Below are 26,091 nucleotides of genomic sequence, written 5' to 3' on the forward strand. Positions count from 1 at the left end.
TGTGAAGGTATTGATTCTATCTGCCGCAACGGGAGGGGGGCATCTGCGCGCCGCCCGGGCGGTACAGACATGCCTGCGGGAGTATGAACCGTCCTGGCGCGTCGAGGTGGTGGATGCGCTCAAGTGCGTGGGGTCCCTGTTGGATAAAACATGCTGCGACGGTTACCGCTTCCTGGCGACCAAAACGCCAAAGGTCTTTGGACAACTATACCGCGCAACAAACGAAGAAAGCGTGCTCAACACGCTGATGACGCACTTCAGCGGGCTTCTCGGCCTGCGCCTGCTGCCCATGCTTCGGGAACAGGAGCCGGATCTGATCCTATCCACCCACCCCTTTGCCACGGAGATGATCTCCCATTTAAAGGAAAAGGGGCTGGTGCAGGCGCCGCTGATCTGCCTGATGACGGACTACGGCCCGCACCGCGCCTGGATTGCGCCGCGGGTGGACGCCTATGTGGTGAGCAATGAGGACATGCTCCCCGAGATGGTGGAGATGGGCGCCCCACGGGACATCATCTACCCGTTCGGCATCCCGGTGGACAATGTGTTTTTCAGCAAGGAAAACAAGGCCGCGCTGCTCCAGGAGATGGGGCTGGAACCGGGCGTGCCCACCATCTTATTCATGGCGGGCAGCTTTGGGGTGTCGGGTATTATGGATATTTACCGGGAGATCGCGGCGCAGGACATTGTGTTTCAGATCATTGTGATCACGGGCAAAAATCAAAAGCTCTATGAGGCGTTTGCCGTGGAGCTGGCCAAGAGCAAGCGCCGGACGAAGTTGATCTATTTCACGGATGAGGTGGAAAAATACATGCACGCCGCGGACCTGCTGGTGACAAAACCCGGCGGGTTGACGGTTTCCGAGGCGCTGGCGTGCGACATCCCCCTGGCGGTGTTCGACGCGATCCCGGGGCAGGAGGAGGACAACGCACAGTTCCTGCTCTCCCACAATATGGCGGTGCGCATCCGGGCTGGGGAGAGCTGCGGCAAGACCATCCGCATTGTTTTGGCGGACAACCGCCGGTTGGAGGACATGCGTTCTTCGTGCGAGCGCTTTGACAAATCCAAATCGGGGGAAAACATCCTCTGGCTCATCCGCTCGCTCACAGGAAAGGAGAAAGCGCTATGAGAATCTTGTTGCTATACGCCTCGGCGGGCGGTGGCCATAAGCGCGCGGCGCAGGCGATGGAGGCCTATTTCCGCGAGCACCTGCCGGGCGCAGAGGTGCGCGTGGAGGACGCGCTCCGGCATGTGGGGCGCGCGGTGAACGCGCTTTGCTGCGACGGATATAAGTTTTCCGCCAAGCATGCCCCGCAGATTTTTGGAACGCTGTACCGCAGCACCAACCGCGACACCAAATTCGCCGCCCTGCTGCCGCGGGTAAACGGGATGCTCGCCCGGAAGCTCCTGCCCTTGATCGAGGAGTTCCGGCCCGACGTCATCCTGGATACATACCATTTTGCCGGGCAGATGGTCTCGCGCCTGAAAGAGAAGGGGCTGGTCAGCGCCCCGCTGGTGAACGTGGTGACGGATTACGGCCCGCATATGGCGTGGCTGGCGCCGGAGGTGGACGCCTATGTGGTGGCGGAGGACGGGCTCCGGGATGCATTTGTCCGGATGGGCGCGCCCAAGGAAAAAATCCATACCTTTGGCATTCCAATCTTCGAGGCGTTTTACCAGGAGGAGGACCGCGCTTCGCTGCTGCGCGGGATGAACCTATCCCCCGAGCTGCCCACGGTTTTGATTATGGCGGGCAGCTTCGGCGTGAAAAACATCCTCCGCGTGTACCGCGACATTTCGACGCTGGGCACGGCGTTCCAGGTGATCGTCATCACCGGAAAGAATAAAACGCTTTACGAGGCGTTCCAAAAGGAGCTGCCAAACAGCTCCAAGCCGACCCACCTGGTCGAGTTTACCACCGAGGTACAGAAGTATATGCACGCATCCGACCTGCTCATCACCAAGCCCGGCGGGCTGACCGTCTCGGAGGCGCTGGCCAGCGGGCTGCCGATGGCCGTCTTCGACGCGATCCCGGGCCAGGAGGAGGACAACGCCCAGTTTTTGCAGGCACACAGGATGGGCGTCCGTCTCAAGAGCGGGGCGAGCTGTGCGTTTATGGTGCGGTCCCTCTTGCAGGACCCGCGCCGCTTGGCGGATATGCGCGCCGCGTGCAAAGCGTTCGATAAATCGGATTGCTGTCAAAACATCCTGTCTTTGCTACAGGAATTAACGAATGGGAAGAGGGAGTCAACTTGAAACCAAAATTTCGAATCGGCCTGTTGGGCTACTGCATCTTAGGGATCGCCGTCCTGGTGCTGATGGTGTTTGAGATCATGGACGGGAATGGCCCGATGATCGGCCTGGACGCGGTATTGCTGGCCTTTATTGCCTACATGATCTATAAAAGCGTCCGCGCTACAGGGAACGATACATCCACAAAACGATAGGGAACGGGTTGGAACGCCATCCGGCGTGGCTTGCCCGCTCGGGCGTACCTCTTGCCAGCGGCGTCTGGCACGGCATTGTAGGGACGTTCATAACGCAACAGAAAGCAACGGCTGCTGTTTTGGGGGAATCCTCCGGACAGCAGCCGTTTGATTTTTTCTTCATTCCAGTTTGTGTTCCTGGGGACTAAAATCCATACCCAAGTATAGATGGATTTATTTGGTGCGGTCAAACGGCGCTCCATCTTTATCGCAAAGTCAATTTCTCACAGGCTTTCTCCCTTGGCCCTGGAAAGCCGCGCCTTTCTGCCTATGCGCATAGAAAAAGGGAAGGCGAATATGCTTCGGCCTCCCTTCCGCGTCGTGATGGATTTTCACGGTGTACGCTTGGTCATGGAAATCCACCTATTTTTTTCTGCGTTTCCATTTTTTATTCATCTTATCCACCCAAGGCGTTGCCAGCCATTCGATCAGACTCGCTATAAACTCTGCGATAAAATCAATCATAAAATCCATCATACGATGTTTTTCTCCCCGCCATCATAAAAATCCGATTTGCCGCTCTGCCTTAAAAATATTACAAAACCTGTGAGCAGGCTGACCTCATTTCAGCCTGCTGGAAGCATGCTCTTCCCGGTCGGTCCGGTCTGGATCATGCGCGGGTCCGTCTTGGCTCGTCCGCGCATATAAATAGGAATCGTAGAGCATGCCGCGCTTGTAGACGCTGTTCCGCATAAGACCTTCCTGCTGGAATCCTGCCTTTTCCAAGACGCGGCGGGAGGCGAGGTTATAGGCGAACGGCACAGCGAAGATGCGCGCAAGGCCATAGGTTTGGAAGGCAAAGCCGCAGATCTGCCGGACTGCCTCCGGCATAATCCCCTGCCCCCAGTACGGCTCCGCAAGCCAGTAGCCGAGCTCCGCTGATTTAGAGGAAATATCCTCTCCGATGGAAAGGCTGATGCTGCCAACCGCCTCCCCATTCACCGCGATCGCGCGGAAGCAGCATCGGGCGGGGTCCGCGTCCAGGCAGCTTTGGATAAACGCCGCCGCATCTTGCTGGGTATAGGGGTGGGGGAAGGTGTCGCGCAGGTTGGCGGCGACTTTGGGGTTGTTGGCGTAGCGGGCGATGGATTCGGCGTCCTCCATCCGCCAGGGGCGCAGTTCAAATTCCATGGGATGTCCCTCCTGTCTCCGGCTTTTTGGCGCATTTCGGGCATTTGCCATAGATCGTCAATGTGTGGCTTTCCACAGTGAAGCCGGTCTCCTCCGCGATGGTCCGCTCCATGCCGGAGAGCGGGCAGTCGCAGAGCTTGATTTTGGCGTGGCACCCAGTACAGACCAGGTAATGGCCGTGCTGCTCCCGCGCCAGCGAATACCGCACCACACCGTCGCCAAAGTCGCTGCGTTCGACCAGCGCGTCCGCGGCGAAGCGCTCCAGGTTGCGGTAGATGGTGGACAGCGCCAGGGATGGAAACGCCGCCTTCATCTGTGCAAAGATGTCCTCCGCACTCAGCGGGTCGGTGCTCTGGCGCAGGACGCACAGCATGGCTTCGCGTTGTTTGGTGTTTTTCATAGCGGCGCTCCTTTCAAGATTGGATGGAACGGGAGGGCGGGGACGCAGCTGGCGCGTTGCCGCGCCAGCGTTTCGGCGTGCGCCGGAACCCCCGGCAAAAGGCCGGGGGGCGTCCCCGCTTGTCCCGGATTCGCTGCTTCTTATTATAAACAGAAAATCCAAAATTGCAATGGCGCGCGTTGCCCAGACTGCCGGGATGGTGTATAATAGGGACTTATGAATAGACATATCGGAGGTCCTGCCCCTTGAACGAAGTGTATCTCGACAATTCCTCCACCACCCGCGTATGCGAGACGGCGGCCGCCAAGGTGATGGAACTGATGACGGAAAATTACGGAAACCCTTCCTCCCTGCACGCGTTGGGCTTTCGCGCGGAACAAGCGTTGACCCAGGCGCGCCGGAGCGTGGCTGCGGCGCTGGGCGCGAAGGAGGAAGAGGTGTTCTTTACCTCCGGCGGGACGGAGAGCAACAACCTGGCCATTTTTGGCGCCGCATATGCCCGGAAGCGCATGGGGATGCATATCGTCACCACGCAGATCGAGCACCCGTCCGTGGCGAATGCCGTGCGCCAGCTGGAAAAGGAGGGCTGGGAGGTCACTTGGCTCCAGCCCGACCGCGAGGGCCATATCGCGCCGGAGGCTGTCCTGGAGGCGGTCCGGCCCGACACCACGCTGGTCAGCATGATGGCGGTCAACAATGAGGTGGGGACCATCCTGCCCATTGAGGCGGCGGCGCGCGCCATCGCGCTGAAGAAAGCGCCGGCCCTGCTCCATGTGGATGCGGTGCAGGCGTTTGGCAAGCTCGATACCAAGCCGGAGCGGAAAAAGATCGACCTGATGAGCATCAGCGCGCACAAAATTCACGGGCCCAAGGGCGTGGGCGCGCTGTATGTGCGCAAGGGCATCCGGATTCAGCCGCACTCCTTTGGGGGCGGGCAGGAGCGCGGGATACGGCCCGGCACGGAGGCGCTGCCCGCCATCGGCGGTTTTGGCGCGGCGGTGGAGGCGCTCCCGGCGGTGGGCGAGAGCTTGAAGCACGCGCAGGAGCTTGCCGCGGCCTGCCGGGAAAAATTGCGCGCGCTGCCCGGCGTGGCGCTCAATTCGCCGGAGGACGCGCTGCCCTATATCGTCAATTTCAGCGCGGGCGCGGTCCGCGCGGAGACCATGCTCCATTTCCTGGCGGCGCGGGGCGTCTATGTGTCGTCCGGGTCCGCTTGCTCCAAGGGGAAGCAGAGCCCGGTGTTGGAGGCCATGCAGCTGCCCAAAGAGCGGATTCAATCGGCCCTGCGGGTCAGCTTTTCCCGGTTTAATACGCTGGAAGACGTGGACGCCCTCATCGAAGGGGTGCGCGAGGGCATGGCCAGTTTGGCTGTCAAAAAATAAAAGTAAGGATTTGTAAGATGAAAGAGATTATTTTGATCAAATTGGGTGAAATTGTATTAAAGGGGCTGAACCGCCAGAGCTTTGAGTTCGCCCTGATCCGTAACCTGCGCCGGCGTTTGGAACCGTTGGGGAAATTTGATATCCGCGAGGCGCAGTCCACCATCTATGTGGAGCCCCTGGAGGATGGCATCGACTTGGGAGCTGCGGCGGAGCGCGTGGGGAAGGTGTTCGGCGTGATCGCCTTCTCCCGCGCGTGCATGGCGGAGAAGAACATGGACAGCATCCTGAAGACCGCGGCGGACTACCTGCGCGACCAGTTGAGCACCATCTCCAGCTTTAAAGTGGAGAGCAAACGCTCCGATAAACATTTCCCGCTGAAATCGCCCGAGATCTCCGCGGCGGTGGGCGAATACCTGTTGCAGCAGTTCCCCAACCTGCACGTCGACGTGCACAACCCCGACCTGGAGGTGCGGGTGGAGGTCCGCGACTTCGGCGCGTATATCCATGGGAAAGCGCTGCCCGGCGCGGGCGGCATCCCGGTGGGGACGGGCGGCAAGGCGGCGATCCTCATCAGCGGCGGCATCGACAGCCCTGTGGCTGCCTGGCAGATGGCCCGGCGCGGCCTGGAATTGACGGCTGTCCACTTCGCCAGCCCGCCCTACACCAGTGAGCGCGCGGAGCAGAAGGTGGTCGACCTGCTGCAAAAGGTCAGCGAATATGCGGGCCGGATGTTTATGTTTACGGTGCCGTTTACGAGGATTCAGGAGGAGATCCGGGACAAATGCCCCGAGGAGTACTTCACCTTGATTATGCGGCGCTTTATGATGCGCGCCGCGGAGCGCATTGCGCGCAAGGAGGGCTGTTCCGCGCTGATTACCGGCGAGAGCCTGGGGCAGGTGGCCAGCCAGACGCTGCAGGCGATCGTCTGCACGGACGCGGCCGCGATGATGCCGGTGTTCCGCCCGCTGATCGGCACGGACAAGAGCGAAATCGTCGCAATGGCGCGCAAAATCGACACATACGACCTCTCCATCCAGCCATACGAGGATTGCTGCACGGTCTTTACGCCGAAGCATCCGCGCACCCGCCCGGAGATGGAAAAGCTCTTGGAGGCGGAATCCGCATTGGACAGCGAAGCGCTTTTGGAGGACTGCGTGAACCGCACGACCTTCCGGAAGATTACGGCGTATCGTTGAGGAAATCAAGTGGGTGCCGCGGCGCACTCTTGCCCGCGGATGAGCGAGAAAATGGATCTGGAATTTTGCATACACATTTGGAAATTGTGAAGCGTTACCGTGAGGAGGTTACATCGGAATGAATGCGGAAATTATCTCTGTGGGCACCGAATTGCTTTTGGGCCATACGGTCAATACGGACACCACCATCATTGCACGCGAGCTTTCCGCGCTGGGGATCGACCTGCTCTTTTCCTGCACGGTGGGCGACAACGCAGAGCGCCTGCGCGCCGCATTGCGCGAAGCGCTCTCGCGCAGCGACGTCGTGATCACCACCGGCGGGCTTGGCCCCACAGGGGACGACCTGACCAAGGAGACCATCGCGGAGGCGGCGGGCGTGGAGCTCGTTTTGCATGAGGAGAGCCGCCAGCGCATCGAGACCTATTTTAAAGGGCGCTACTGCGGGGAAAACCAATACAAACAGGCCATGCTGCCCAAGGGGTGCACGGTCTTCCCGAACGATGCGGGCACGGCGCCGGGCTGCGGCTTGGAGACGGACACGGGCAAGGTGGTCATCATGCTGCCCGGCCCGCCGTCCGAGATGGAGCTGATGCTCAAGCGCTATGCGGTGCCGTATCTGGCGCAGCGGGAACAGGCGGTCATCGTCTCCCGGATGGTGCGCGTGTTTGGCATTGGGGAGGGCGCGGCGGAGGAAAAGATCCGCGATCTGACCGAAGGGGCCAACCCGACCGCGGCGACGTATGCCAAAGAGAACGAGATGTTTGTGCGCATAACGGCCAAGGCCGCGACAGAGCAGGAGGCCGCCGCCCTATGCGAACCGGTGGTGCGGGAGGTCTGTGCGCGCCTAGGCGAATTCGTTTACGGCGTGGACGTGGAGAGCCTGGAGGAAGTGGTGGTGCATGGCCTGCAAGAAAAGGGGCTGCACTTGGCCACTGCCGAATCCTGCACCGGCGGCCTGGTCGCCAAGCGCCTGACGGACGTGCCAGGCGCATCCGAGGTGTTTGAGATGGGCGCGGTGACCTATTCCAACGACGTCAAGAGCATGTTGCTGGGCGTGCCGGAGGAGCTGTTCCCCGCGTATGGCGCGGTGAGCGAGCCGGTGGCGCGCGCCATGGCCGAAGGCGTGCGGAAAAAAGCCGGGGCCAGCTTGGGGCTTGGGATTACGGGCCTCGCCGGGCCCGGCGGCGGTACACCGGAAAAGCCGGTCGGCCTGGTCTATATGGCATTGAGCGATGGGACGCACACCTGGGTGCGGCGGATGGACCCGCCGGGCCGCGTCAAGAACCGCACGTGGGTGCGCGACCGCGCGGCGCACTATGCGCTCGATATGGTGCGGCGGTATCTGGCGGGGCTGCCGGTGGAAGGACACGCGGTGTAAGCCGCGTCCCGATTTACTTCAAAGAAACGGAGGGAAAAACGATGGATGCTGGACTGCTGTTTTTTCAGGCGCGCCGGACATCCCTGTGTGAGCAGGAGGTGCGCAAAGCGGCGGCAAACCTGCGGGTTGCCCTGCAGGGCGTCAATGCGAGCGCACGCAGGGAGGGCTTGTGCCGCGCATTGGCCTCTTTCCTGAAAAAGTACCCCTTGATTTATCTGGTGAGCGCGGTGGAAGGCGGGCGGCTGCTCTGCGCGGACACCGTGTTCCAGGCGCTGCATGTGCCGCTGGACGAACAGGGCGAACCCAAACATGTGCGCCGCCTGACGGGTTTCGACGCCTGCGGCTATTTGCTGGAGAGCCAGACGCAGGCGATTGTCCTTTTGCCGGATCTGCCGGAAGAGCTGCGGATTCAACTGCCTGGCACCCAGCGGCGTCTGGTGGAAAAATTTGGCCTGACGCCAGTCCCTCCCCCGAAGGAGGTCGACTACGAGGCGTTGATCGAGCCCTTCTTTACGAGGTGATGTCCTATGATGGATTTGCGTTCCCAGATGAAGGTCGTAGACCTGTTGCTAAAGCTGTTCCGCGGCGACTTGCAGCACATCAACCCGTATCCGTTTGTGCCGCAGAAGCACAAAAATATCCCCAACGCCGATTCGGGCGGCCTGATGCGTTCCATCCCGGAACACGAGGGCATACCAAGCGCCCATCTCCAGCGCTTTTTTGAAGAGCTGGATGCCTGCCCATCCATCCATGTGCACAGCGCGATGGTGCTCCGCCATGGGAAGATCGTCGCGGAGGGGAGCTGGAAGCCGTATTCCGGCAGCTATCCGCATATGATGTTCTCGCTCTCCAAGAGCGTGGTGAGCATGGCGGTGGGGTTTGCCGTCCAGGAAGGGCTGCTCGCCCTCGACGACAAGGTGGCCGGATATTTCCCGGATAAAAATGTGCTGTTCCGCAGCCCGCGCATCAACAACATCACGGTGCGCCATCTGCTCAATATGACCTCCGGATTAAAATTCAACGAGGTCCATTCCGTGGTGGAGAAGGATTGGGTCCGCGCCATTTTGCAGTCGGACTGCTCATTTGAGCCGGGGACGGAATTCAGTTACAACAGCTTAAATACGTATTTGCTCAGCGCCATCCTTTGCAAGAAAACGGGGATGGGCCTGGTGGAATACCTGACGCCGCGCCTGTTTGACCCCCTGGGGATTCACAATGTGAGTTGGGACGTGTGCCCCATGGGGATTGAAAAAGGCGGCTGGGGTCTCTGGCTGCGCACCGTGGACATGGCCAAACTGGGGCAGTTTTATTTGCAGCGCGGCCGGTGGATGGTGGATGGCAAAGAAAAGCAGCTTTTGCCGGAGGACTGGGTGATCGAATCCACCAAAATGGACACGCCCACCCGCGAGGGCGACTACTCCAAGGGATACGGCTACCAGATTTGGAGCTTTGGGGCCAAGGGCGCCTATCAGTTCAACGGCATGTTGGGGCAATATGTGATCGTCCTGCCGGAGCGCGATATGGTCATTGCGATGACGGGGGGCAGCCCAAGCCTCTTTGCGGACGAGACCTGCCTGATCGTGGAGAAATACTTTGGCGATGCGGCAAAGGGGCTCTCGGACGATCCGCTGCCAAACGACATCCGTGCCCTGCGTTCGCTGCGCAACGCCCTGGGGAACCTCTATGCCATCCGGGAAACCGCCCCAAAGCCAAAGCGCCTTTCCACTTGGAGCCGTGTGTGGCGGCGTGTGTTCCCGGAAAAGCAGGTTGTGCCAACGGTCCCACCGGAGCTGCGCAAGCTCAACGGCCGTCAGTATCAGTTGGAAAGCAGCTCCGCCGCCCTGATGCCCTTGATCTTGCAGGGGACCACCAACAATTTTGGCGCCAACATTTCCAAAATCAGCATGGAATTTTCCCCCGGCGAATGCCGCCTGATCGTGGAGGATGGTGCGGAGACCAACCTCATTGTGGCGGGGATGGACGGGACCCCGCGCAAGGGCTGCGTGACCCTGAACGGCGAGATCTATGCGGTCGGCAGCACGGCGCGCCTGACGACGGACGAGGACGATCGCCCGGTGTTGAAGGTCTTTATCTGTTTCACAGAGACCCCGAGCGTCCGGATTATGAAATTCATCCTGTACAGCCCGGAGCGGATGCTGATCCGCTTTGACGAGCTGCCGAGTGTGGAAGCTTCGCTTGAGGTGCTCTTTTCCCTGGTGGGCGGCAGGGAGAACCAGAACAGCCTGAATAAACTCTTTATGGATACCGTGGGGCAGCAGCGCTTGGACGAACGCGTCGCGCAGGTTTCGCGCCCACGGGTGAAGGCCACGCGGGTGAGGCCGTGAGTGGCCGCCCGCCAAACGCATGGAATGCGTTTTTGCCGGAGAGGATCTCCGGCAGGAGCGCGCCGTGCGCGCCCGGCGGGCGGGAACAGCAAAGCATGCAAAGAGGGGCGCGTTTGACAAACGGAAGCAATGCGGCGAATGACACGGGCAGCCCCTAAAAAGAAAAGACAACGGCATCCAAGCGGGAAGAAATCCCATGGACGCCGTCTTTTTCTTTATTCTTTATATATAGATTTTTTCCAGCTGCTATTTACAGCGGCCGCGGCTTCGTTCGCATGGCGTGGCCCAAAGATCGGGAATGGGAAAAATGCGTTGAAAGAGTCTGCTTTTTGCGAAAAACCAAAGCCTGGACGCAATACGTCGCATGACAGAAGAAAAACCGCTCTGTGCATCACACCAGAGTTTATTCGGAAAATGGTTTTAACCGCGCGGTGAGATAAGCCTCCGCCTGTTCAAAGGTACAGTTGGGGCTCAGGGTGGTGTACGTTTCGCGATTAAAGAGGAGACCGTCGTCCGTCTCGAGGAAAACGCCATAGTTGCCCCCGCCAAGGCTGTAGTTGGCCAGGTCCGAATAATACAACGTCAGGCCGTTTTTGGTATATGTATCGTCCGCTTTGTACTGCCGGACAGGGATGAAATAGCCGCGCATACCCGCCCGCATGGCAGAGACGATTTCGGTCCCTTCGACCCATGTATGCAGATAGATCGGCCGGGGGAGCAAAACCGTCACCGTTTCCCCGGCGTCGAGGTCTCCCCGATCGCGCGGATCGTCCCCTGAAAGGCCGGGGTATGGTATGTTTGGAACGCCTCCTTTTCCGATAAAAACGCCATTTCACTTTGATGTTCTGGGAGAACAACGGAGGTCCGGAGAGGGACTGCGCGTATTTGCGGCGAGGAACGCGCCAGAGGGAGTTCATTGTGCGCCGTTAGCCAGAACATCGTGAGGAAGGACACCAAAAAACTGAATAAGCCGATCGCAATCCATACAATCTTTTTTCTCATAAGATAATTTTAGCGAAACACAACGGTTTTGTCAATCTTTCAACGCGAAAGCGTCCCCACAGGTAGGGAATAGTTCCCACCCGTGAGGACGCTTTTTTCAAAGGGATGGCTATTTTGCCTGGGACTCGAGGAACACCAAGTGCGCGATGCCGGGGATGCTCTCGCCCTGCTGCGAGGATGTGGTGGACATCAATGCGCCGGTGCCGATGAAGAGCACCTTTTTGAGCTCCCCGGAGGAAAGCTGCCGCAGGATGATCGAGCACAGCACCGCGGCGGAGCACCCGCAGCCGGAACCGCCGGCGTGGACGTCCTGCGCCTGGCGTTCGTAGATCATCAGGCCGCAATCGTTGTGAATTTCCCTGATGTCGATGCCGTCCTTTTCCAGAATCTCGTCCATCAGCTCGCAGCCGACCGCGCCGAGGTCGCCGGTGAGGATCAGGTCGTAGTCCGAGGGGGAGGCGCCGGTGTCGGTCAAATAGTCGTGCAGTGTCTGCGCGGCGGCGGGGGCCATCGCTGCGCCCATGTTGTTGGCGTCCTTGATGCCAAGGTCTGCGATGCGCCCAAAGGTTACGGCGTTGATTTTCACCTCCCCGCGCCCGTGCGCCCCGACGACGACAGAACCGGCCGCGGTCGCGGTCCACTGGGCGGTCGGGGTGCGCTGCCCGCCGTATTCCAGCGGGAAACGGAACTGCCGCTCTGCGGAGCAGAAATGCGAGGAGGTCACGGCTACGGCCCGCCGCGCGATCCCGGATTCCACAAACAGGGACGCCAGGCCCAAAGTTTGGGCCATCGTGGAGCAGGCCCCATATTGGCCAAGAAAGGGGATCCCCAGGCTGCGCAGGCCGAAGGTCGAGGAAATGCACTGGTTTAGCAGGTCGCCTGCGAGGATGTAATCCACGTCTTTGCCCTCCAGAGCGGCCTTTTTGAGCGCCGTCTGCACCGCTTCGGTTTGCAGCTGGCTTTCCGCTTTTTCCCAGCTCACGTCCCCCAGGGTGTTGTCGGTGTGGCTCACATCAAAGAAGGCGCCCAGCGGCCCCTCCTTCTCCTTCTTGCCCGCAACAGAGGCGAATCCCAAAATGCCGGGGGCTTTGTCCAATTGCAGCGTGTATTTTCCGATTCTGGTCGGCATGGAAGCACCCCTTTCAGTACATCTTAAAGAGGAAAAGGATCAGCCCATAGATGATGGAGGCGCATGTGCCGTAGACCAGCACCGGCCCGGCGATGGAAAACATCTTTGCGCCGATGCCCATGATATAGCCTTCGCTTTTGAACTCCATCGCAGGGGAGACAATCGAATTCGCAAAGCCGGTGATCGGCACCAGCGTGCCCGCGCCGGCGTGCTTTGCAATCTTGTCGTAGACTTTTAGGCCGGTCATAATGGCGCTCAAGGCGATCAGGGAGATGGAGACAAACGCCTTGGCTGTCTTTTCCGGCAGATCAAACGACAAAAACAGCGTGGTAAGCGCCTGTCCCAGGGCACAGATTGCCCCGCCGACCAGAAAGGCCATCACGCAATTGCGCAGTACCTTTGACTTCGGCGAAACAGTTTCGGCCATTTGCTGGTATTCGGTTCTGGTGACTTTGATGTCCAAATCCGCTCACATCCTTTTTGTTCTATTTACCTCCTATTTTGGCCTTTTGACACAGTTTTATACCGCATTCCCTGTGGGCGTGGGTTTTCATGGACCGGAAGGGATGCGCTGGTTCGGCGGCGAGCGAAAGAATGGTTCGAACGATCCTGTTGCTTTTATTTTGCATATAAATAAACATGTGCCTCTTTCGGCTTTTCACCGGAAGAGGCGCGTCTATAGTCTGATCTATTTGCAGCAGGTTTTAGCAGCTGTCTTGATTATAGGTATGGATGGTCTTTCCCATCCCCGCACAAATAATCAACGTGTTCATCTTCTAAAAGGGAAATCCGCAGGCGCAGGGCTTCCTTTTGCACATGCTCCAGCTCCCGCCAAACATGCAGGGCATGGAAAGAATCAATATAGGATGGCTGGCGGGCGACGTAGCGGTCCAGCCGCGCCATTTGCAGATAAAGGTCATGGATTCCTTGTTTGTCGCATCGAATCATCCAAACCATCCCCTTTTAGCTGTTATATCCATAATACAACACTAAAAGTAAAATATCAAGCATAAAAATCTCCTTTAAGGGTATAAAAATCCTATACAGTTAATTTGGGTGATGTATATGGGAGAGTTTTATGATTTTGGGCTGCGGTTGAAAGAATTGCGCCAAACAAAACGAATGACACAAAAACAAGTTGCCGAGCGGTTGAAATTAGGAGTTTCAACCGTTAGTGGTTATGAGAATAATACAAAGACTCCCTCCCTTGAGACACTGATCGACCTTGCACGCTTATATAATGTTTCCACCGATTACCTTTTGGGTGTGGATAACCGACCGATGTTGTATTTGGATGGGTTTACTCCCAAACAAGCCCGGTTGATTCGGGAGTTGCTGGATTCGTTCCGGGAAAGATAGTTTTTCTGCTTTAAAGTGAAGAAGAGACCTGTTGCAATAATAAGTGTGGCAGGTCTTTTTTAGATTCGTTTTGATTAAACAGAGAAAAAATCTCTAAATACAAATTTTTCATTGATATTTTTAATCAAGTTGCGTATACTTAAAATTAAAGGGGTGAGATAAATGTTAGTAAAAGTCAGTATAGAAAACTTTAAATCTTTTGACAGTAAGACCGAATTTACTATGATTTCCTCGAACAAAATTAGAAGTCATCGTGATCATAAAATTGAAATTAAAGGAACGGCATTGTTAAAATATGCCGTAATTTATGGTGCAAATGCTTCAGGTAAAACAAATTTAGTGGAGTTCTTCCGCTTTTTTAAAGAATGCGTAAGAACCGGCTTGTCCATTGAATCTGCAAAGATGTTCTGTAAAAATAAAAAGGAAAATGAAGAACGGGAGAGCTCTTTTGAGATTCAATTTACCTATAATGATAAATTTTATGCATATGGCTTTTCGGCTATATTAAGTCAAAGAAAATTTACGGGAGAATGGCTTTATGAGCTATTTCGAAATGGTTCAGCACATTGTTTGTTTGAACGTACGGGGAAATGTCGTCCTGTTCTGGGTGACACAATCCGTTTAAATGAAGAGGAAAAAAATAAATTTGATATTTATGCAGAAGACTTTGCAGGGAATGAGACGTTTCTGTTTTTGTCTGAAATGAACCACGGAAAAAAATACAATGAGGATTCTAAAATACGATTCTTTCAATGGATATTTCACTGGATTCAAAAGAATATAGTGGTTTTAACGCCAAATACTGTGATTACAAATTTTGAATATTACTATAATGAAAAATCGCTGGATCAGATTAATCGTTTAATTAAAACGTTTGATACAGGAATTAGCGAAGTCAAAATCGAGGAAACCAGTTTAGATGAACTTAGCGATGTTTTACCTAGACAAGTTTTTGAAGAGATTTTGCTCCAAATAAAAAGTAAGATAACGAATCAAAAGAAAACCCGTTTATCTATGAGATCGGATACAAACTTTTTTAATGTTGAAGTTGATAGAAATCAACAGGTAAAAGTTACAACAATACGGTTGCATCACGGAAAATCGTTTTTTGACTTCGGTTTTGAAGATGAATCCGATGGAACCCGCAGAATATTCGACTTATTGGATATGATCCTTACATCAAACGATGATATGATATTCGTCGTGGATGAATTAGAGCGAAGTTTACATCCGAAGTTGACAGAACATTTTCTAAAACTATTCATGCAGGCACACGATGATGATAAGGTACAGCTTTTGTTTACGACCCATGAATCTTCTATTATGGATCAATCGCTCTTTAGAAGAGATGAAATTTGGTTTGTAGAACGAGATAGTGAAAATTCCAGTAATATTTACTCCTTGGATCGATTTAAAGAAAGATATGATAAAATTTTAAGCAAGTCCTATTTAGAGGGTAGATATGGTGCTATCCCTATCTTTTCCTCTTTTGAATACGAAAGGGAGGAGTAATTATGCCACCTATTCGTAATTATTCTAATTGGAACAGACGGCCTTCTGATGCGCAAGATCAGATCGATCCATATCGAAGGTATTTTTTTATTTGTGAAGGCGCAAACACAGAGACTTGGTATTTTAAAAGATTAATTGATTTGCGAAAGGAATTGGATATTCATCCCCTAATTGATTTATGCCTATTAGAAAAAACAGAAGAAGATCGAAATATCAGTTATCCGATGCAACTAATAGACTTTGCAAATAAACAGAAAAAGAAAATCGGGTTTCATAAAAAATGGGACAAGATGATCGTAGTTTTTGATGCAGATATTTTTGAGAAGAAGGTGACAAATTTTCAAGAAGTAGTAGCTTTAGGAGAGAAAGAAAATATTTTAGCAATATCGAATCCATCGTTTGAATTATTTTTATTACTGCATTTTAAAGATGCATATGAGAAGGATATTTTGCCTAATATGGATGCAATTATAAAAAACGAAAAAGTTGGAAATCATACTTTTATCTATCATTTGCTTTGGAAAAGGACAGGAAAAAATTCGAAAAAGAATCCAGAGATTGGAGAATTGGCAACCCAAATAGGCATAGAAATTGAGCAAGAGAGAAAAATTAACCAAGATATCCACGACTGCCAAGGCAAAATTACCTGTAATATTGGGAAGATAATTGAAATGATCCGAGGCGATGCAGCCAATAAGCTATAGTTACATATTAAATATTCATAATATTTTGTATAGAAGTTTCGCCCTTGAAATCATGGAACATGATTTTTCATAGTTAACGGGAATCGTATCTTTCCATGAAATATAGAAGCAAAAGAAAAGCCAGCCCATCGGAGCATTTTGCACTCCCGTGAGCTGGCTTATCGTCTATTTCGCAATCAAATAGCCGGCCGTTATTGGGCCAAGAAATTATCCATTACCTCGTGGCCCAGCCACTGGCACTCCATCAGGAAATCGTTGAGCTGCTCGGCAATCAGCTTCGTGCCGCCAACGGTGTCGCTCTCGATATTCAGCGGCATGATCGGATCGTGTACGCTCAACCGCAGCAGGAACCAGCCGTCCCCTTTGTCCTTGCCAAACGAAACGCGGATGCCTTCGCGGTTATCCGGCGCAACATTCCAGGCATGCGTCTTTGCATAGGCGCTCACACCGGCAATCACGGACTCCCCATAGGAACGGAAATCCTCTTTGAGAATCGGGAACCGCAGTTCTGCCGTCTCCACCGGCTCTTTGAGCGATTCCAACATCGAGTCCAGGGTCTTGCCCTCTGCGCGCAGGCGCGCCATCTGGATGATGATTTTTGTCACCAAATAGGCGCCATCGTCCAGGAAGTAATTTTCCCGCATGGCCGCATGGCCGGACGTTTCAATCGCCAACGGGCAGTTGACGCCCTCCTGATTCAGACGCAGCGCCTCGTTGATGACGTTTTTGTAGCCACGCTTAAAGCGATGGTGGACGCCGCCCAAAGTCCCTTCGATGTATTCCTTTAGGCCGCTGGACGTGATGGAGTCGGTCACGATCGTGCCGCCGGGATTGCCCTCCAACGCAATCGCGGATGCAATCGCTACCAGGCGGTTGCGGTTGATCTCTTCGCCGCGCGCGTCCACCGCACCGCCGCGGTCCACGTCGGTGTCGAAGATCACGCCCATGTCCGCCTTTGCATCCAAGACCGCTTTGCAGATGGACTGCATCGCCTCTTCGTTCTCCGGGTTGGGGATATGGTTCGGGAACATGCCGTCGGGCTCCAAGAATTGGCTTCCTGTGACGTCCGCGCCCAGCGGCGCCAGCACATCGCTCGCGTAGAACCCGCCTGCGCCGTTGCCGGCGTCCACCACAATATGGAAGCCCTTGAGCGGATGTTCATAGTCCGCCGCATTGACGCCCTTCTGGATCATCTCGCGCAGACGCTTGGCGTAGTCCGCCATGTAGTTGACCGCCTCCACATGGCCCTCGCCTGCGGGCGGCGTCTGGCCCTCCTGCGCAAACAGAAGGATCTGCTCGATGTCCGGGCCGTCCAAACCGCCGTTTTTGGTGAAGAATTTCAAGCCGTTGCGGTTGAACGGATGGTGGCTTGCGGTGATCTGAACCGAACCGTCGCACGCCAGGTCGATGGTTGTCATGAACATGGAAGGAGTGGAAGCCAGGCCGCAGTCCAGCACCCGCACGCCCGCTCCCACCAGGACGCGCGTGACGGCATCCTGGATGCGCTGCGCAGAAATGCGGGAATCGTGCCCAACAGCGATGGTCAGAGCGGACGGTTCTTTTTCAACCGCTTGGGACAACCACAAGACAAATCCCGCCGCCATTTTTTCAATGGCTTCGTCGGTCAAGTTGACCTCCTGTCCCGCAACCCCCTCGCTGGCCACTCCGCGGATGTCCGTGCCACTCTTAAATTGTTTCCAATAGGTATTCAGCATTGTTCGTTCTCCTTTAATTTATTAAAAATCCTTGGCTTATTAAACTTTCGTGAGATTTCGTAAAAGCAGAGATTGTGGAATCCTATTGCGGTTTGCCTCTATTGAACGTATTGCCATCGATTCGTATGCCATGGATTTTATCCCCTCACGATCGATCCAAGGCGGGACCACTCCATCCTATAGAGTATAAAACCCAAGTAGGGCCAATTCCCCCATGTCTTTCAATCGCACTGATTCGCCTGAAAGGAAAAACACCCTTCTTATCTTTATTATACCGGATTCTGGCACATTTGTAAAAGCTTTTGCTGCCAGTATCTTTGCAATATTGCTGGGTATGATATTGCGGGGTGAAAAGATGGAACCAATTATGATCGTACGCAATCTTTATAAAATCTATCATCAAGGGGAAAATGAGGTCCGCGCATTGGATGGCGTTTCCCTCACGGTGGACAAGGGGGAGTTTGTCGCCATTGTAGGGCGGTCGGGCTCCGGAAAGTCCACGCTGATGAATGTGTTGGGCTGTTTGGATACGCCAACCTCCGGGGAATACATCCTTGACGGGGAAAATGTTGACGCGCTTTCCGAAGACCAGCTCTCCAGCATCCGGAACCGGGAAATTGGGTTCATTTTTCAGGGGTTCAATTTGGTGCCGGGGTTGACCGCTCTGGAAAATGTGGAATTGCCGCTTTCCTACCGGGGAATCCCGCGGGAGGAACGGCGGGCTTTGGCCGAGGACGCCCTGTGCAGGGTAGGGTTGGAGGAGCGGATGTGCCACCGGCCCAACCAAATGAGCGGCGGGCAACAACAAAGGGTGGCCATTGCACGCGCGATTGCGGCAAGGCCACCCATCATTTTGGCGGACGAACCCACCGGCAACCTCGATACGAAATCAGGCGCGGCGGTCATGGATATCTTACATGGATTGCATGAAGAGGGCCGGACGGTCCTCTTAATTACGCACGACGAACGGATTGCACAACGGGCGCAGCGGCGTGTTGCAATACGGGACGGCGTGTTGGAAGAAGCCGTTCGTCCAAGATTGTTGGTTTGAAATGGGCGAGCAGCTCTTTGTTGTGCGCAAAATGGTAAAAACAGTATTCATAAATTTGGCGGATCGCCTGAAGCTGCACGGTGCGGCTGATGGCGCACAATCCACGGCGAGGCTTGAAATATAGATACATGGGAAGCGCGCCGTTTTCGCATGGGAGTTGGAAATCGGCATGCAGCCGGTAGGCCCCTACTTTTTCATAGAACTGAATGCGGAGCTCTTGGCGTTTTGCCAAGCTGGGGTTGTTCTTGCTGATGTGCTCCAGAGAGAACAAAATGCCGTCGTACGGCCCGCAATATTTGTGCCACAGAGCGTTGAACAGCTGGGCGCCATAGCCATGGGTTTGATGCTCCTTTAAAATGGCGATGTAGTCCAGCCAAAGGATGTTGCAATTTTCTACGGTATAAACCAATGCATAGCCGAGCAGCTCTCCATCGGAATTCCGCTTGTACAATAAGATTTTGTATTTGTCCCCGTGCAAAAGATGCAAGAGGTTCTTATACTTGTACATTTCGTCGGGTGGGAACTGCTTCTCCATATCCGCATAGATTTGCGGAAGATCATCCACCGTGCCGAGTGTAATACTGGCCGGCTCTAATGTACGCATGATTCAAATTCTCCCATCTCAAAAATTTTGCCCGGAGTTCGCTCCGGGAGCCTGCGCAACAAAGAGCAGACGCCAATCTGCACTGCCCTCCCGAGGAGGTATGTTTGCGCGCCTACATTATAGCGCGTTCCCCTGGCATCCGCAAGCATTTCCATGCGGATTTTTAGGAATCTTTTTCTGGAAAAAGCACCCTCATAAAAGAACAGCGCCTTTGGATATACAATTTGTATTTTTTAAATAAGTTATACAAATAGTGTGCCTGGTGTGGGCGTTGGCCCCTTGTGCGGCATATACCGTTTTACATAATTATTGTATGAATCGGGACACGGCTTGGGCACAACCAGTTTGCCCGCCGCCCCGGCGGGATTCTTTTCTCACGGGCCGTCGATTTACCAGTTGTATTTTTAGGTCCGTTTGTGATATGATGGTAAGGAAAATGCGACGATTTCCTTTTGGGGCTCGTACGCCTGATTTTAGACAGGAGAGCGAATTAATCAATATGAAACGATCGAAATGCAATAGATTGCTGCACCGGGCAGCCCTCCTATTTACCGTTCTTGTCTTTGCAGCCTCTACATTTGCTGCATCGGCATCCGCAACGGAGATCACGCCGGTCCCAGACCCAACGACGCCGGTAGAGTCTACGGCGGACCCGGGTGTGCCAGGGGATTCAACGGTCAACCCCATTATTCCAAACACGGACCCCAATACGCCGGCCGATCCAACGGTCCCGTCTGGCACCGATCCCAATGCAGAGACGCCTGTGGACCCAAACAACCCAACGACCCCGACGGACCCGGGGATTTCCCCGCCGTTTGATCCCAATGCGCCTGTCACTTCGCCGGGAGAGGAGACACCGCCAACGACGGAGCCTCCCACAGACCCGAACGCGCCGGTAAATCCCGATGGGACGACCCCGTCTGATGGGACGGAGAGCCTGCCGGAAGGAACAGAATCCTCCGATACGGAGGCATCGGAGCCTGTGGAAGAGGAACCCGTGGAGGAAGAGCCCTATCAACCGCCGGTCAGCCAGAGACCGTCGGTCATCGTTGACACGGACAACGAGGAGATCAACGAGAACGCTTCCCGTGCAGCCGAAGCGACCGATGACCCGGATCTGCTTTCCTCCCAGGATTGGAGCGAGCTGCTCACAAGCGGGGAGGTCAGCCAGTCGCCCGATGCAAAGCCCTTTGAGAACATCCAGCAGCAGGAAAACCAGAGCGGCTCGAATACAAGCCAAGGATCGTTCTCCTGGATTTTACCGGTGGGAATCCTCTTGATTGTGCTTGGTTTAGGCGGCATCGCGTTCTTTGTATACGCCCAGTTCTTTGCGCCGCGGAGACGCGCGGCCTTTGATGATACGGGGGAAATCCAGGAATTTACGGACATCAGCTCCGACAGCAGCGGCGTCCAGCAGCGCGAGGACTATCTGTTTGGAGGGGAATCGGAGCCGGAAGACCTGGCGGAACCCGAGGAAGAGGAGCAGATCCCCACGGAAGAGCCGCAGGACGAAGCGGTTACGGAAGAGGGAGCGCCCCCGGTGGGTGCGCTGACAGAAGAGGCGCCCATACAAAAGAATGTTGAGATTGCCGAGCCGGAAGTGCGGTTTATTCCGGATGCAAAGCCGGGGGAGATGCCGCGTGAGGAATCCAAGGATGCGGCGGCCAATCCTTATGGATTTAAAGTCGAGATCATGAAGGATCAAAAGGACGAAAACGGGAACTTTGATTGGGACGCTTTCTTTGACAACGGGCCAAACGACAAATAAACCGGAAGGCCGTGGGCTGCAACAATGCCCACGGCCTTTTGTGGCTTTTTCCCGCAGTTGCCCATCTGGGAAGGTCCCGCCCCCCTTGCAGGAAAAACCAGCGCCGGACGCTTCCCTTGCGTGTTTCCCGCCTATTTGTTATAATGGTTTCCAGAATCAAGCCGTTCGGGTAAGCATCTGCCGTATTCAAGGCGAAACTTGGATACGGTTTTTCTTTTGGAGGCGGCTACTTACCCCAACAGAGCTGGGGGATTTATGACAGGGATGATTCCATTTTGCAGGGTTCCGGGATTCGGAGAATGGGATCTTTAGGAGGGGATGGCCGGTGGTTGAATCAAAAGGGCCAAGCGGATTTAAAAGCATCGCATATGGATTGATTACGTTCAGCTTGCCGCTCATTTTGAGCGGGATCTTGCAGCAGCTCTATAACTGGGCAGACGCCTTCATCGTGGGAAATGTGGAGGGCGAGCGGGCGTTGGCGGCGGTCGGGGCGACCACCACCGTTATCAACTTTTATCTTATGGCGATCACCGGGTTTACCCTGGGGCTTTCGATCTTGGTCGGGCAAAGATTCGGAGGGGGCCGTACGGATTCCGTGCCCCAAGTGCTGTCAACATTTTCTGTGACGCTTGGCGTGTTTTTTGCGATCCTCGCCGCGGTGGGGATTTGGTTGACTTCCCCGATTTTGCACCTTCTCCATACCACGCCGGATACGGTGCTGCTGGCGGAAGCGTATTTGCGGATCATTTTTCTGGGCATTCCCTTTTTGGCGGTTTACAATGTCTATTCCGCCGCACTCCGTGGGATGGGGGACAGCCGCGCCCCCTTTCTGGCAGTCCTGATTTCCTCCGTTGTGAATGTAGCCTTAGATCTCTATTTTGTCGCCGTTCTGCATTGGGGCGTGTCGGGGGCTGCCATTGCAACGGTTGTTTCCCAGGCGGCCATGACGGTGTTCATCATCCTTTACGCAATCAAAAAATACCCTGTGCTGCGGTTCCGCCTGCGGCGGGGGATTGTGGACCGGCAGACCCTGGCCGGTGGGCTGCGCTTTGGCATTCCGCCGATGATCCAGTCCAGCGTCAGTGCCTTTGGAAGCCTGCTGCTGCAAAACTTTATGAATGGCTTTGGAACGCAAACAGTGGCGGCGATCACAACGGCATACCGGATCGATTCGATCGCACTGCTTCCCATTATCAATTTGGGTTCCGGGATCTCCACGATTGTCGCCCAGAGCTACGGCGCGGGGGAAGAAAAGAAAACCCGGAAGATTTATATGGTCGGTACGGTGCTGATGGCCGTTGTGTCGGTGTTGATGACGGTGCTGGTTGTCCCCGTTGGAGGCCCGCTGATTGCGCTGTTCGGCGCTGGGCCCGAAGCAGTGGAAATCGGGCGTGGATTCTTCCAACGGCTGGCCAGCTTTTATGTGGTCTATGGCCTCGCGACTGCCACGCGCGGGTATCTGGAAGGGATTGGCGATGTGGTCTATTCCAGTGTCGCAGGAATCGTATCGTTGGCGTGCCGGATTATCGCATCGTATGCCTTTGCAGGCGTTTTTGGAAACAGCATCATCGCCTATGCGGAGGCGTTTTCGTGGGGGATTCTGCTGTTGTTGTATGTTGCCCGTATGCTCTGGAAGCGGGCCCAAGCGCGCCCGTCGGCCTCCAATGCCTAACGGATTCGCAGGCGGCAAGGGAAAGCCAGAGGAAGGGGCACGGCTGGCAGATGGAAACTACTTCGTCGTTTTGGGAATTCCCGGATAGCGATATTTGAAACGAAACCAAAAAACGCATGACAGAATTTGTTCTGTCATGCGTTTTTTGCAGGGATATGCCTGTGGCGCATCTGCGGAAGAATCCTTTGCAGGCGGGCTGCCCACGGGCGGAGAGATTTATTTGGCGAGCGAAATGCTCACATTCTTGTTGAACTTTTGTGCGAACGCCTCCGCCTCGGGGCGGTTTTCCGGCTTGACCGGGACAAAGAAGGATTCCCCAGAGACGCACGGGAAACAGAGGGAGAGCTCGCCTTGCGCAGAGGATACCACGGACGCCTCCCCGACGGCGCTGCGGAAGAGATAGGCGACGTCGATGGCGTTTTCTGCGATCTTCTCCAAAGCGAGGCCCCGGCCCATGAGCGCAGCGAGATATTCCGTATCCTCTATGCGCTTCAGGCTCTTTGCGTTGCGCTTCTGCTGCTCCGGCGTGATGTTTTTATCCCAGTAATACGCCAGGATGGTATCGTCAAAGCGGTAAACGAAATCCAGATAGCTGCACATCTTGAAGGTCTTTTCCTGGAGGGAAACGATGGTATCCGCTTGGTTTTTGCTGCGCGCTTCGCTCGGCTGTGTAAAGGGGTTCCGCAGAAGAAGCTCGAATACCGGGTAGAAGAGTTCTTCCGTGGCCGCGTTGAAATGAAGCATGATGGTTTGCGGCTCGTTGCCTGCCGAATAACCGATCGTCATGCGGTTGTCCAGAAGGCGATGGGAATATAGGGCGTAGAAAATGGTATCGGCCTCGATCACCGTGGGGGCCACGCCGCCCAGGGGCTGCTTTTGAATATAGAGGAGGCGGCGCCCCATCCAGGCGAGCACATACTCCGGCTTTTCCGTGACCCAGTGGTTGGTCTGCCGGACAAAAATGACCTGCGAGAGGGGCATCCCCTGCTCCATCCATTCCGCCACATGCGGGCGGTACGGCGCGGGGAGTTCCTCCAACGTGTTGACGTGGCGCGGCCAAAATTCCCGCGCACGCGAGGTGTCGATTTTAAAATTTTTCAGAAACATGGCTGTGCTCCTTTACTTGACAAGAGATCCGAGGCCGGTCTGGAAGGTGACGTCCGTCCCGTCGCACACAGCCAGGATGGTGTCCTGCTCGTCGGTGCGGTAAATTTGGACGCCAGCGTCGTTGAGTTTATCCAGCGTTTCACGGTGCGGATGGCCGTAGTCGTTGTCCACCCCGCAGGAGATCACCGCGTATGTGGGCTGGACCGCCTGCAAGAACGCCGCGCTGGTGGAGGTGGAACTCCCGTGGTGGCCGCATTTCAGGACGTCGCTGCGCAGGTCGTAGCCTGCATGGAGCATTTCCTCCTCGCTGTCCGACTCCGCGTCGCCGGTGAACAAAAAGCTCTTCTGCCCACAGGTGAGCTTTGCCACAATGGAGTAGCTGTTTAGGTCCGCATAGGAGTCGGCGTTCGGGGCGAGAAATTCCAATTTGATGCCATCGTCGTCCAGGATGGTCATCCCGCCGCGGCCGGGCGTGATCGAAAGGCCTTTGTCCGCAATCGCGTCCAAAAGGCGCTCGTAGGTGCGCGTGGTGGGCGTTTGGCTGTCCGCCACCTTTGGCAGGTAGACGTCGCCAATGGGAAATGCGTTGACCACCTCATCCATCCCGCCGATGTGGTCCTCGTGCGGGTGCGTGGCGATCAGGGTGTCGATCTGCTCCACACCGAGCTGTTCCAGGTATTGGACCAACTTGTCTCCCGTTGCGTTTGTTCCCGCGTCGATCAGGATGTTCTGCCCGTCCGGTGTGCGGATCAGTTCGCAATCCCCCTGCCCGACGTCGATAAAATAGACCGAGGTGGAGCCTTCCGGGATGACCGCGGCGTCTGTTGCGTTGGACAGGATATCGTTCCAATGCAGGCGGATGCCGCTGACCGATGCAATGATTAAGATAGCTGCTACCACCAGCCAGGATGAAACACGGCGCGCCGTGCGGCTTGGCCGTTTACTCATACAGATCCCTCCCCATGATTTAGATTGGCTTCTAAAACGCATTTGACCAGCTCTTTCAGGTCTTCGCGGGTCGTCAAGGTGCCCGCGCGCCGGCGGAATTCCGCCGCGCCGCGCATGCCCTTGAGATACCAGCCAACGTGCTTGCGGGCCTCGCGCATAGCGTGCGCCTCGCCCTTATATTGGCACATCTGCTCGATGTGCTTCACCATCACTGTCAGGCGCTCAAAAAGGCCCGGCCCGGGGATGATGCAGCAGGAGTCCGTCAGATATGCGTTGATCTGCTGGAAGATCCAGGGGTTCCCCAGCGCCCCGCGGCCCACCATCACCAGGTCGCAGCCGGTTTGCTGCAAGAGTTTTGCGGCGTCCTGCGCGCTGGTCACGTCGCCGTTGCCCATGACCGGGACTTTCACAGCTTCTTTGACCTGCCGGATGATGTCCCAGTCGGCGGAGGGTTCATACATCTGGTCGCGCGTGCGCCCATGGACCGCGATGGCGTCCGCGCCCGCTTCCTCGCAGATTTTTGCGACCACCACGGCGTTGACCGAGTTGCGGTCCCAGCCCTTGCGGATTTTCACTGTGACAGGCACGGGGACCGCCCGTTTGACCGCTGCGACGATCTCCCCGCACAGGGGCGGGTTTTTCATCAGCGCGCTGCCGGAACCGTTCCCGGCGACCTTTGGCACCGGGCACCCCATGTTGATGTCGATCACGTCCGGATGGTACGCCATGGCCTTTTTTGCAGCCAACGCCAGGACCGCGGGTTCGTCGCCAAAGAGCTGAATGCCCGCGGGCCGCTCCGCGCCGCCCAGCTCCATGAGGCGGCCGGTGTTTTTGTCGTTGTATTGCAGGCCCTTGGAGCTGACCATTTCGCTTACCACATAGGACGCGCCAAAGCGTGTGCAGAGCTCGCGGAAGGCACGGTCGGTGACGCCGGCCATGGGGGCCAGCACGGCGCGCCCTTCCAATTCCAAATTCCCAATCTTTACCATTCGAATACTCCGTATTTCTTTAATATTGTTGGAAAGCCGGTTCCCGGGGAGGGTTCCCCGCCCGTATCGGGCGAAAAACCGGCTGCCTGTTCTTTTCGCAAATACCCATTGCAAACGCGGAATATAAGAAGTCAGAGGGATTCTCTGAAAGATAGTGGCAAATGACACTTTTTATTATATTCCAAAACGTTGGCTTGTCAATAGATAGTTGCT

Annotated in this window: 25 protein-coding genes; 15 read left to right on the forward strand and 10 right to left on the reverse strand. The window is 55.5% G+C overall.

Annotated features, from left to right (window positions below):
* The first annotated feature begins 1 nt into the window (after position 1).
* The 3 genes from I2E77_RS10080 to I2E77_RS10090 are packed head-to-tail and all read left to right on the forward strand — an operon-like array spanning position 2 to position 2,447.
* Positions 2-1,129, forward strand: a complete 1,128-nt coding sequence (locus I2E77_RS10080) for an MGDG synthase family glycosyltransferase (RefSeq protein ID WP_087231141.1) — start codon at positions 2-4, stop codon at positions 1,127-1,129.
* The gene (locus I2E77_RS10085) at positions 1,126-2,256 is read left to right on the forward strand and encodes an MGDG synthase family glycosyltransferase (RefSeq protein ID WP_195451166.1); all 1,131 of its coding nucleotides are present in this window, start codon (positions 1,126-1,128) and stop codon (positions 2,254-2,256) included. The genes I2E77_RS10080 and I2E77_RS10085 overlap by 4 nt, the downstream gene beginning before the upstream one ends.
* On the forward strand, positions 2,253-2,447 hold the full coding sequence (locus I2E77_RS10090) for a hypothetical protein (RefSeq protein ID WP_087231147.1): 195 nt from the start codon (positions 2,253-2,255) through the stop codon (positions 2,445-2,447). The genes I2E77_RS10085 and I2E77_RS10090 overlap by 4 nt, the downstream gene beginning before the upstream one ends.
* A gap of 600 nt (positions 2,448-3,047) precedes the next feature.
* Here the strand turns inward: I2E77_RS10090 and I2E77_RS10095 are convergent.
* Together I2E77_RS10095 and I2E77_RS10100 are read right to left on the reverse strand one after the other, a co-directional pair.
* Complete coding sequence (locus I2E77_RS10095; protein ID WP_195451167.1) at positions 3,048-3,617, reverse strand: GNAT family N-acetyltransferase; 570 nt, start codon at positions 3,615-3,617, stop codon at positions 3,048-3,050.
* Complete coding sequence (locus I2E77_RS10100; protein WP_087231152.1) at positions 3,607-4,017, reverse strand: Fur family transcriptional regulator; 411 nt, start codon at positions 4,015-4,017, stop codon at positions 3,607-3,609. The genes I2E77_RS10095 and I2E77_RS10100 overlap by 11 nt, the downstream gene beginning before the upstream one ends.
* Before the next feature lie 254 nt (positions 4,018-4,271).
* Between I2E77_RS10100 and I2E77_RS10105 the strand changes: the two genes are divergently transcribed.
* From I2E77_RS10105 to I2E77_RS10125, 5 genes are all read left to right on the forward strand, one after another.
* The gene (locus I2E77_RS10105; RefSeq protein WP_242969642.1) at positions 4,272-5,399 is read left to right on the forward strand and encodes a cysteine desulfurase family protein; all 1,128 of its coding nucleotides are present in this window, start codon (positions 4,272-4,274) and stop codon (positions 5,397-5,399) included.
* Between the two features lie 17 nt (positions 5,400-5,416).
* Positions 5,417-6,595 (forward strand): tRNA uracil 4-sulfurtransferase ThiI, encoded by a 1,179-nt coding sequence (gene thiI / locus I2E77_RS10110; RefSeq protein WP_195451168.1) that lies wholly within the window; start codon positions 5,417-5,419, stop codon positions 6,593-6,595.
* A 118-nt stretch (positions 6,596-6,713) separates the two neighbouring features.
* Positions 6,714-7,973, forward strand: coding sequence for a competence/damage-inducible protein A (locus I2E77_RS10115; RefSeq protein WP_191405482.1), 1,260 nt, complete (start codon positions 6,714-6,716; stop codon positions 7,971-7,973).
* Between the two features lie 41 nt (positions 7,974-8,014).
* Positions 8,015-8,494, forward strand: a complete 480-nt coding sequence (locus I2E77_RS10120) for a hypothetical protein (RefSeq protein ID WP_195451169.1) — start codon at positions 8,015-8,017, stop codon at positions 8,492-8,494.
* Between the two features lie 6 nt (positions 8,495-8,500).
* The gene (locus I2E77_RS10125) at positions 8,501-10,318 is read left to right on the forward strand and encodes a serine hydrolase domain-containing protein (protein ID WP_195451170.1); all 1,818 of its coding nucleotides are present in this window, start codon (positions 8,501-8,503) and stop codon (positions 10,316-10,318) included.
* Between the two features lie 403 nt (positions 10,319-10,721).
* Here the strand turns inward: I2E77_RS10125 and I2E77_RS10130 are convergent, their stop codons facing one another.
* The 3 genes from I2E77_RS10130 to spoVAC all read right to left on the reverse strand — a co-directional run bounded on the left by I2E77_RS10130 (position 10,722) and on the right by spoVAC (position 12,876).
* Positions 10,722-11,048 carry a hypothetical protein gene (locus I2E77_RS10130; RefSeq protein ID WP_195451171.1) on the reverse strand — a complete coding sequence of 109 codons (327 nt, stop codon included), beginning with the start codon at positions 11,046-11,048 and terminating at the stop codon, positions 10,722-10,724.
* A 381-nt stretch (positions 11,049-11,429) separates the two neighbouring features.
* Complete coding sequence (gene spoVAD / locus I2E77_RS10135) at positions 11,430-12,449, reverse strand: stage V sporulation protein AD (protein ID WP_191395845.1); 1,020 nt, start codon at positions 12,447-12,449, stop codon at positions 11,430-11,432.
* 13 nt (positions 12,450-12,462) lie between these two features.
* Positions 12,463-12,876 (reverse strand): stage V sporulation protein AC, encoded by a 414-nt coding sequence (gene spoVAC / locus I2E77_RS10140; protein WP_087231689.1) that lies wholly within the window; start codon positions 12,874-12,876, stop codon positions 12,463-12,465.
* A 28-nt stretch (positions 12,877-12,904) separates the two neighbouring features.
* Between spoVAC and I2E77_RS10145 the strand changes: the two genes are divergently transcribed.
* The 4 genes from I2E77_RS10145 (at position 12,905) to I2E77_RS10160 (ending at position 16,024) form a co-directional block, all read left to right on the forward strand.
* Positions 12,905-13,462: a hypothetical protein gene (locus tag I2E77_RS10145; RefSeq protein ID WP_195451172.1), complete on the forward strand. Its 558-nt coding sequence runs from the start codon at positions 12,905-12,907 to the stop codon at positions 13,460-13,462.
* 52 nt (positions 13,463-13,514) lie between these two features.
* Positions 13,515-13,808 (forward strand): helix-turn-helix domain-containing protein, encoded by a 294-nt coding sequence (locus tag I2E77_RS10150; protein WP_087231178.1) that lies wholly within the window; start codon positions 13,515-13,517, stop codon positions 13,806-13,808.
* 162 nt (positions 13,809-13,970) lie between these two features.
* Positions 13,971-15,320 carry an AAA family ATPase gene (locus I2E77_RS10155; protein WP_191395843.1) on the forward strand — a complete coding sequence of 450 codons (1,350 nt, stop codon included), beginning with the start codon at positions 13,971-13,973 and terminating at the stop codon, positions 15,318-15,320.
* Between the two features lie 2 nt (positions 15,321-15,322).
* A complete protein-coding gene (locus tag I2E77_RS10160) occupies positions 15,323-16,024 on the forward strand; it encodes an RloB family protein (protein ID WP_191395842.1) in 702 nt (233 codons plus the stop codon).
* Between the two features lie 191 nt (positions 16,025-16,215).
* Here I2E77_RS10160 and I2E77_RS10165 read toward each other — a convergent pair whose 3' ends face one another.
* On the reverse strand, positions 16,216-17,739 hold the full coding sequence (locus tag I2E77_RS10165) for a phosphomannomutase/phosphoglucomutase (RefSeq protein ID WP_087231181.1): 1,524 nt from the start codon (positions 17,737-17,739) through the stop codon (positions 16,216-16,218).
* 367 nt (positions 17,740-18,106) lie between these two features.
* Here I2E77_RS10165 and I2E77_RS10170 point away from each other — a divergent pair, with 367 nt between their 5' ends.
* Positions 18,107-18,790 (forward strand): ABC transporter ATP-binding protein, encoded by a 684-nt coding sequence (locus tag I2E77_RS10170; RefSeq protein WP_442858922.1) that lies wholly within the window; start codon positions 18,107-18,109, stop codon positions 18,788-18,790.
* Here the strand turns inward: I2E77_RS10170 and I2E77_RS10175 are convergent.
* On the reverse strand, positions 18,693-19,394 hold the full coding sequence (locus I2E77_RS10175; RefSeq protein ID WP_140400328.1) for a GNAT family N-acetyltransferase: 702 nt from the start codon (positions 19,392-19,394) through the stop codon (positions 18,693-18,695). The two genes, I2E77_RS10170 and I2E77_RS10175, sit on opposite strands and share 98 nt — an antisense overlap.
* Before the next feature lie 499 nt (positions 19,395-19,893).
* Here I2E77_RS10175 and I2E77_RS10180 point away from each other — a divergent pair, with 499 nt between their 5' ends.
* Together I2E77_RS10180 and I2E77_RS10185 are read left to right on the forward strand one after the other, a co-directional pair.
* Positions 19,894-21,162, forward strand: a complete 1,269-nt coding sequence (locus I2E77_RS10180) for a hypothetical protein (protein WP_191441138.1) — start codon at positions 19,894-19,896, stop codon at positions 21,160-21,162.
* A gap of 325 nt (positions 21,163-21,487) precedes the next feature.
* The gene (locus I2E77_RS10185; protein ID WP_195451174.1) at positions 21,488-22,834 is read left to right on the forward strand and encodes an MATE family efflux transporter; all 1,347 of its coding nucleotides are present in this window, start codon (positions 21,488-21,490) and stop codon (positions 22,832-22,834) included.
* Between the two features lie 216 nt (positions 22,835-23,050).
* Here I2E77_RS10185 and I2E77_RS10190 read toward each other — a convergent pair whose 3' ends face one another.
* Genes I2E77_RS10190 through dusB form a run of 3 tightly spaced genes read right to left on the reverse strand, consistent with a single transcriptional unit; the run spans position 23,051 to position 25,878 of the window.
* A complete protein-coding gene (locus I2E77_RS10190) occupies positions 23,051-23,941 on the reverse strand; it encodes a hypothetical protein (RefSeq protein WP_195451175.1) in 891 nt (296 codons plus the stop codon).
* 12 nt (positions 23,942-23,953) lie between these two features.
* Positions 23,954-24,889: a ComEC/Rec2 family competence protein gene (locus I2E77_RS10195; RefSeq protein WP_207738234.1), complete on the reverse strand. Its 936-nt coding sequence runs from the start codon at positions 24,887-24,889 to the stop codon at positions 23,954-23,956.
* A complete protein-coding gene (gene dusB / locus I2E77_RS10200; protein ID WP_195451177.1) occupies positions 24,886-25,878 on the reverse strand; it encodes a tRNA dihydrouridine synthase DusB in 993 nt (330 codons plus the stop codon). Before dusB ends, I2E77_RS10195 begins: the two co-directional genes overlap by 4 nt.
* Positions 25,879-26,091 lie beyond the last annotated feature (213 nt).

This window comes from Anaeromassilibacillus sp. 1001302B_160321_C8, assembly GCF_015554745.1.
Taxonomy (GTDB): Bacteria; Bacillota; Clostridia; order Oscillospirales; family Acutalibacteraceae; genus Anaeromassilibacillus; species Anaeromassilibacillus stercoravium.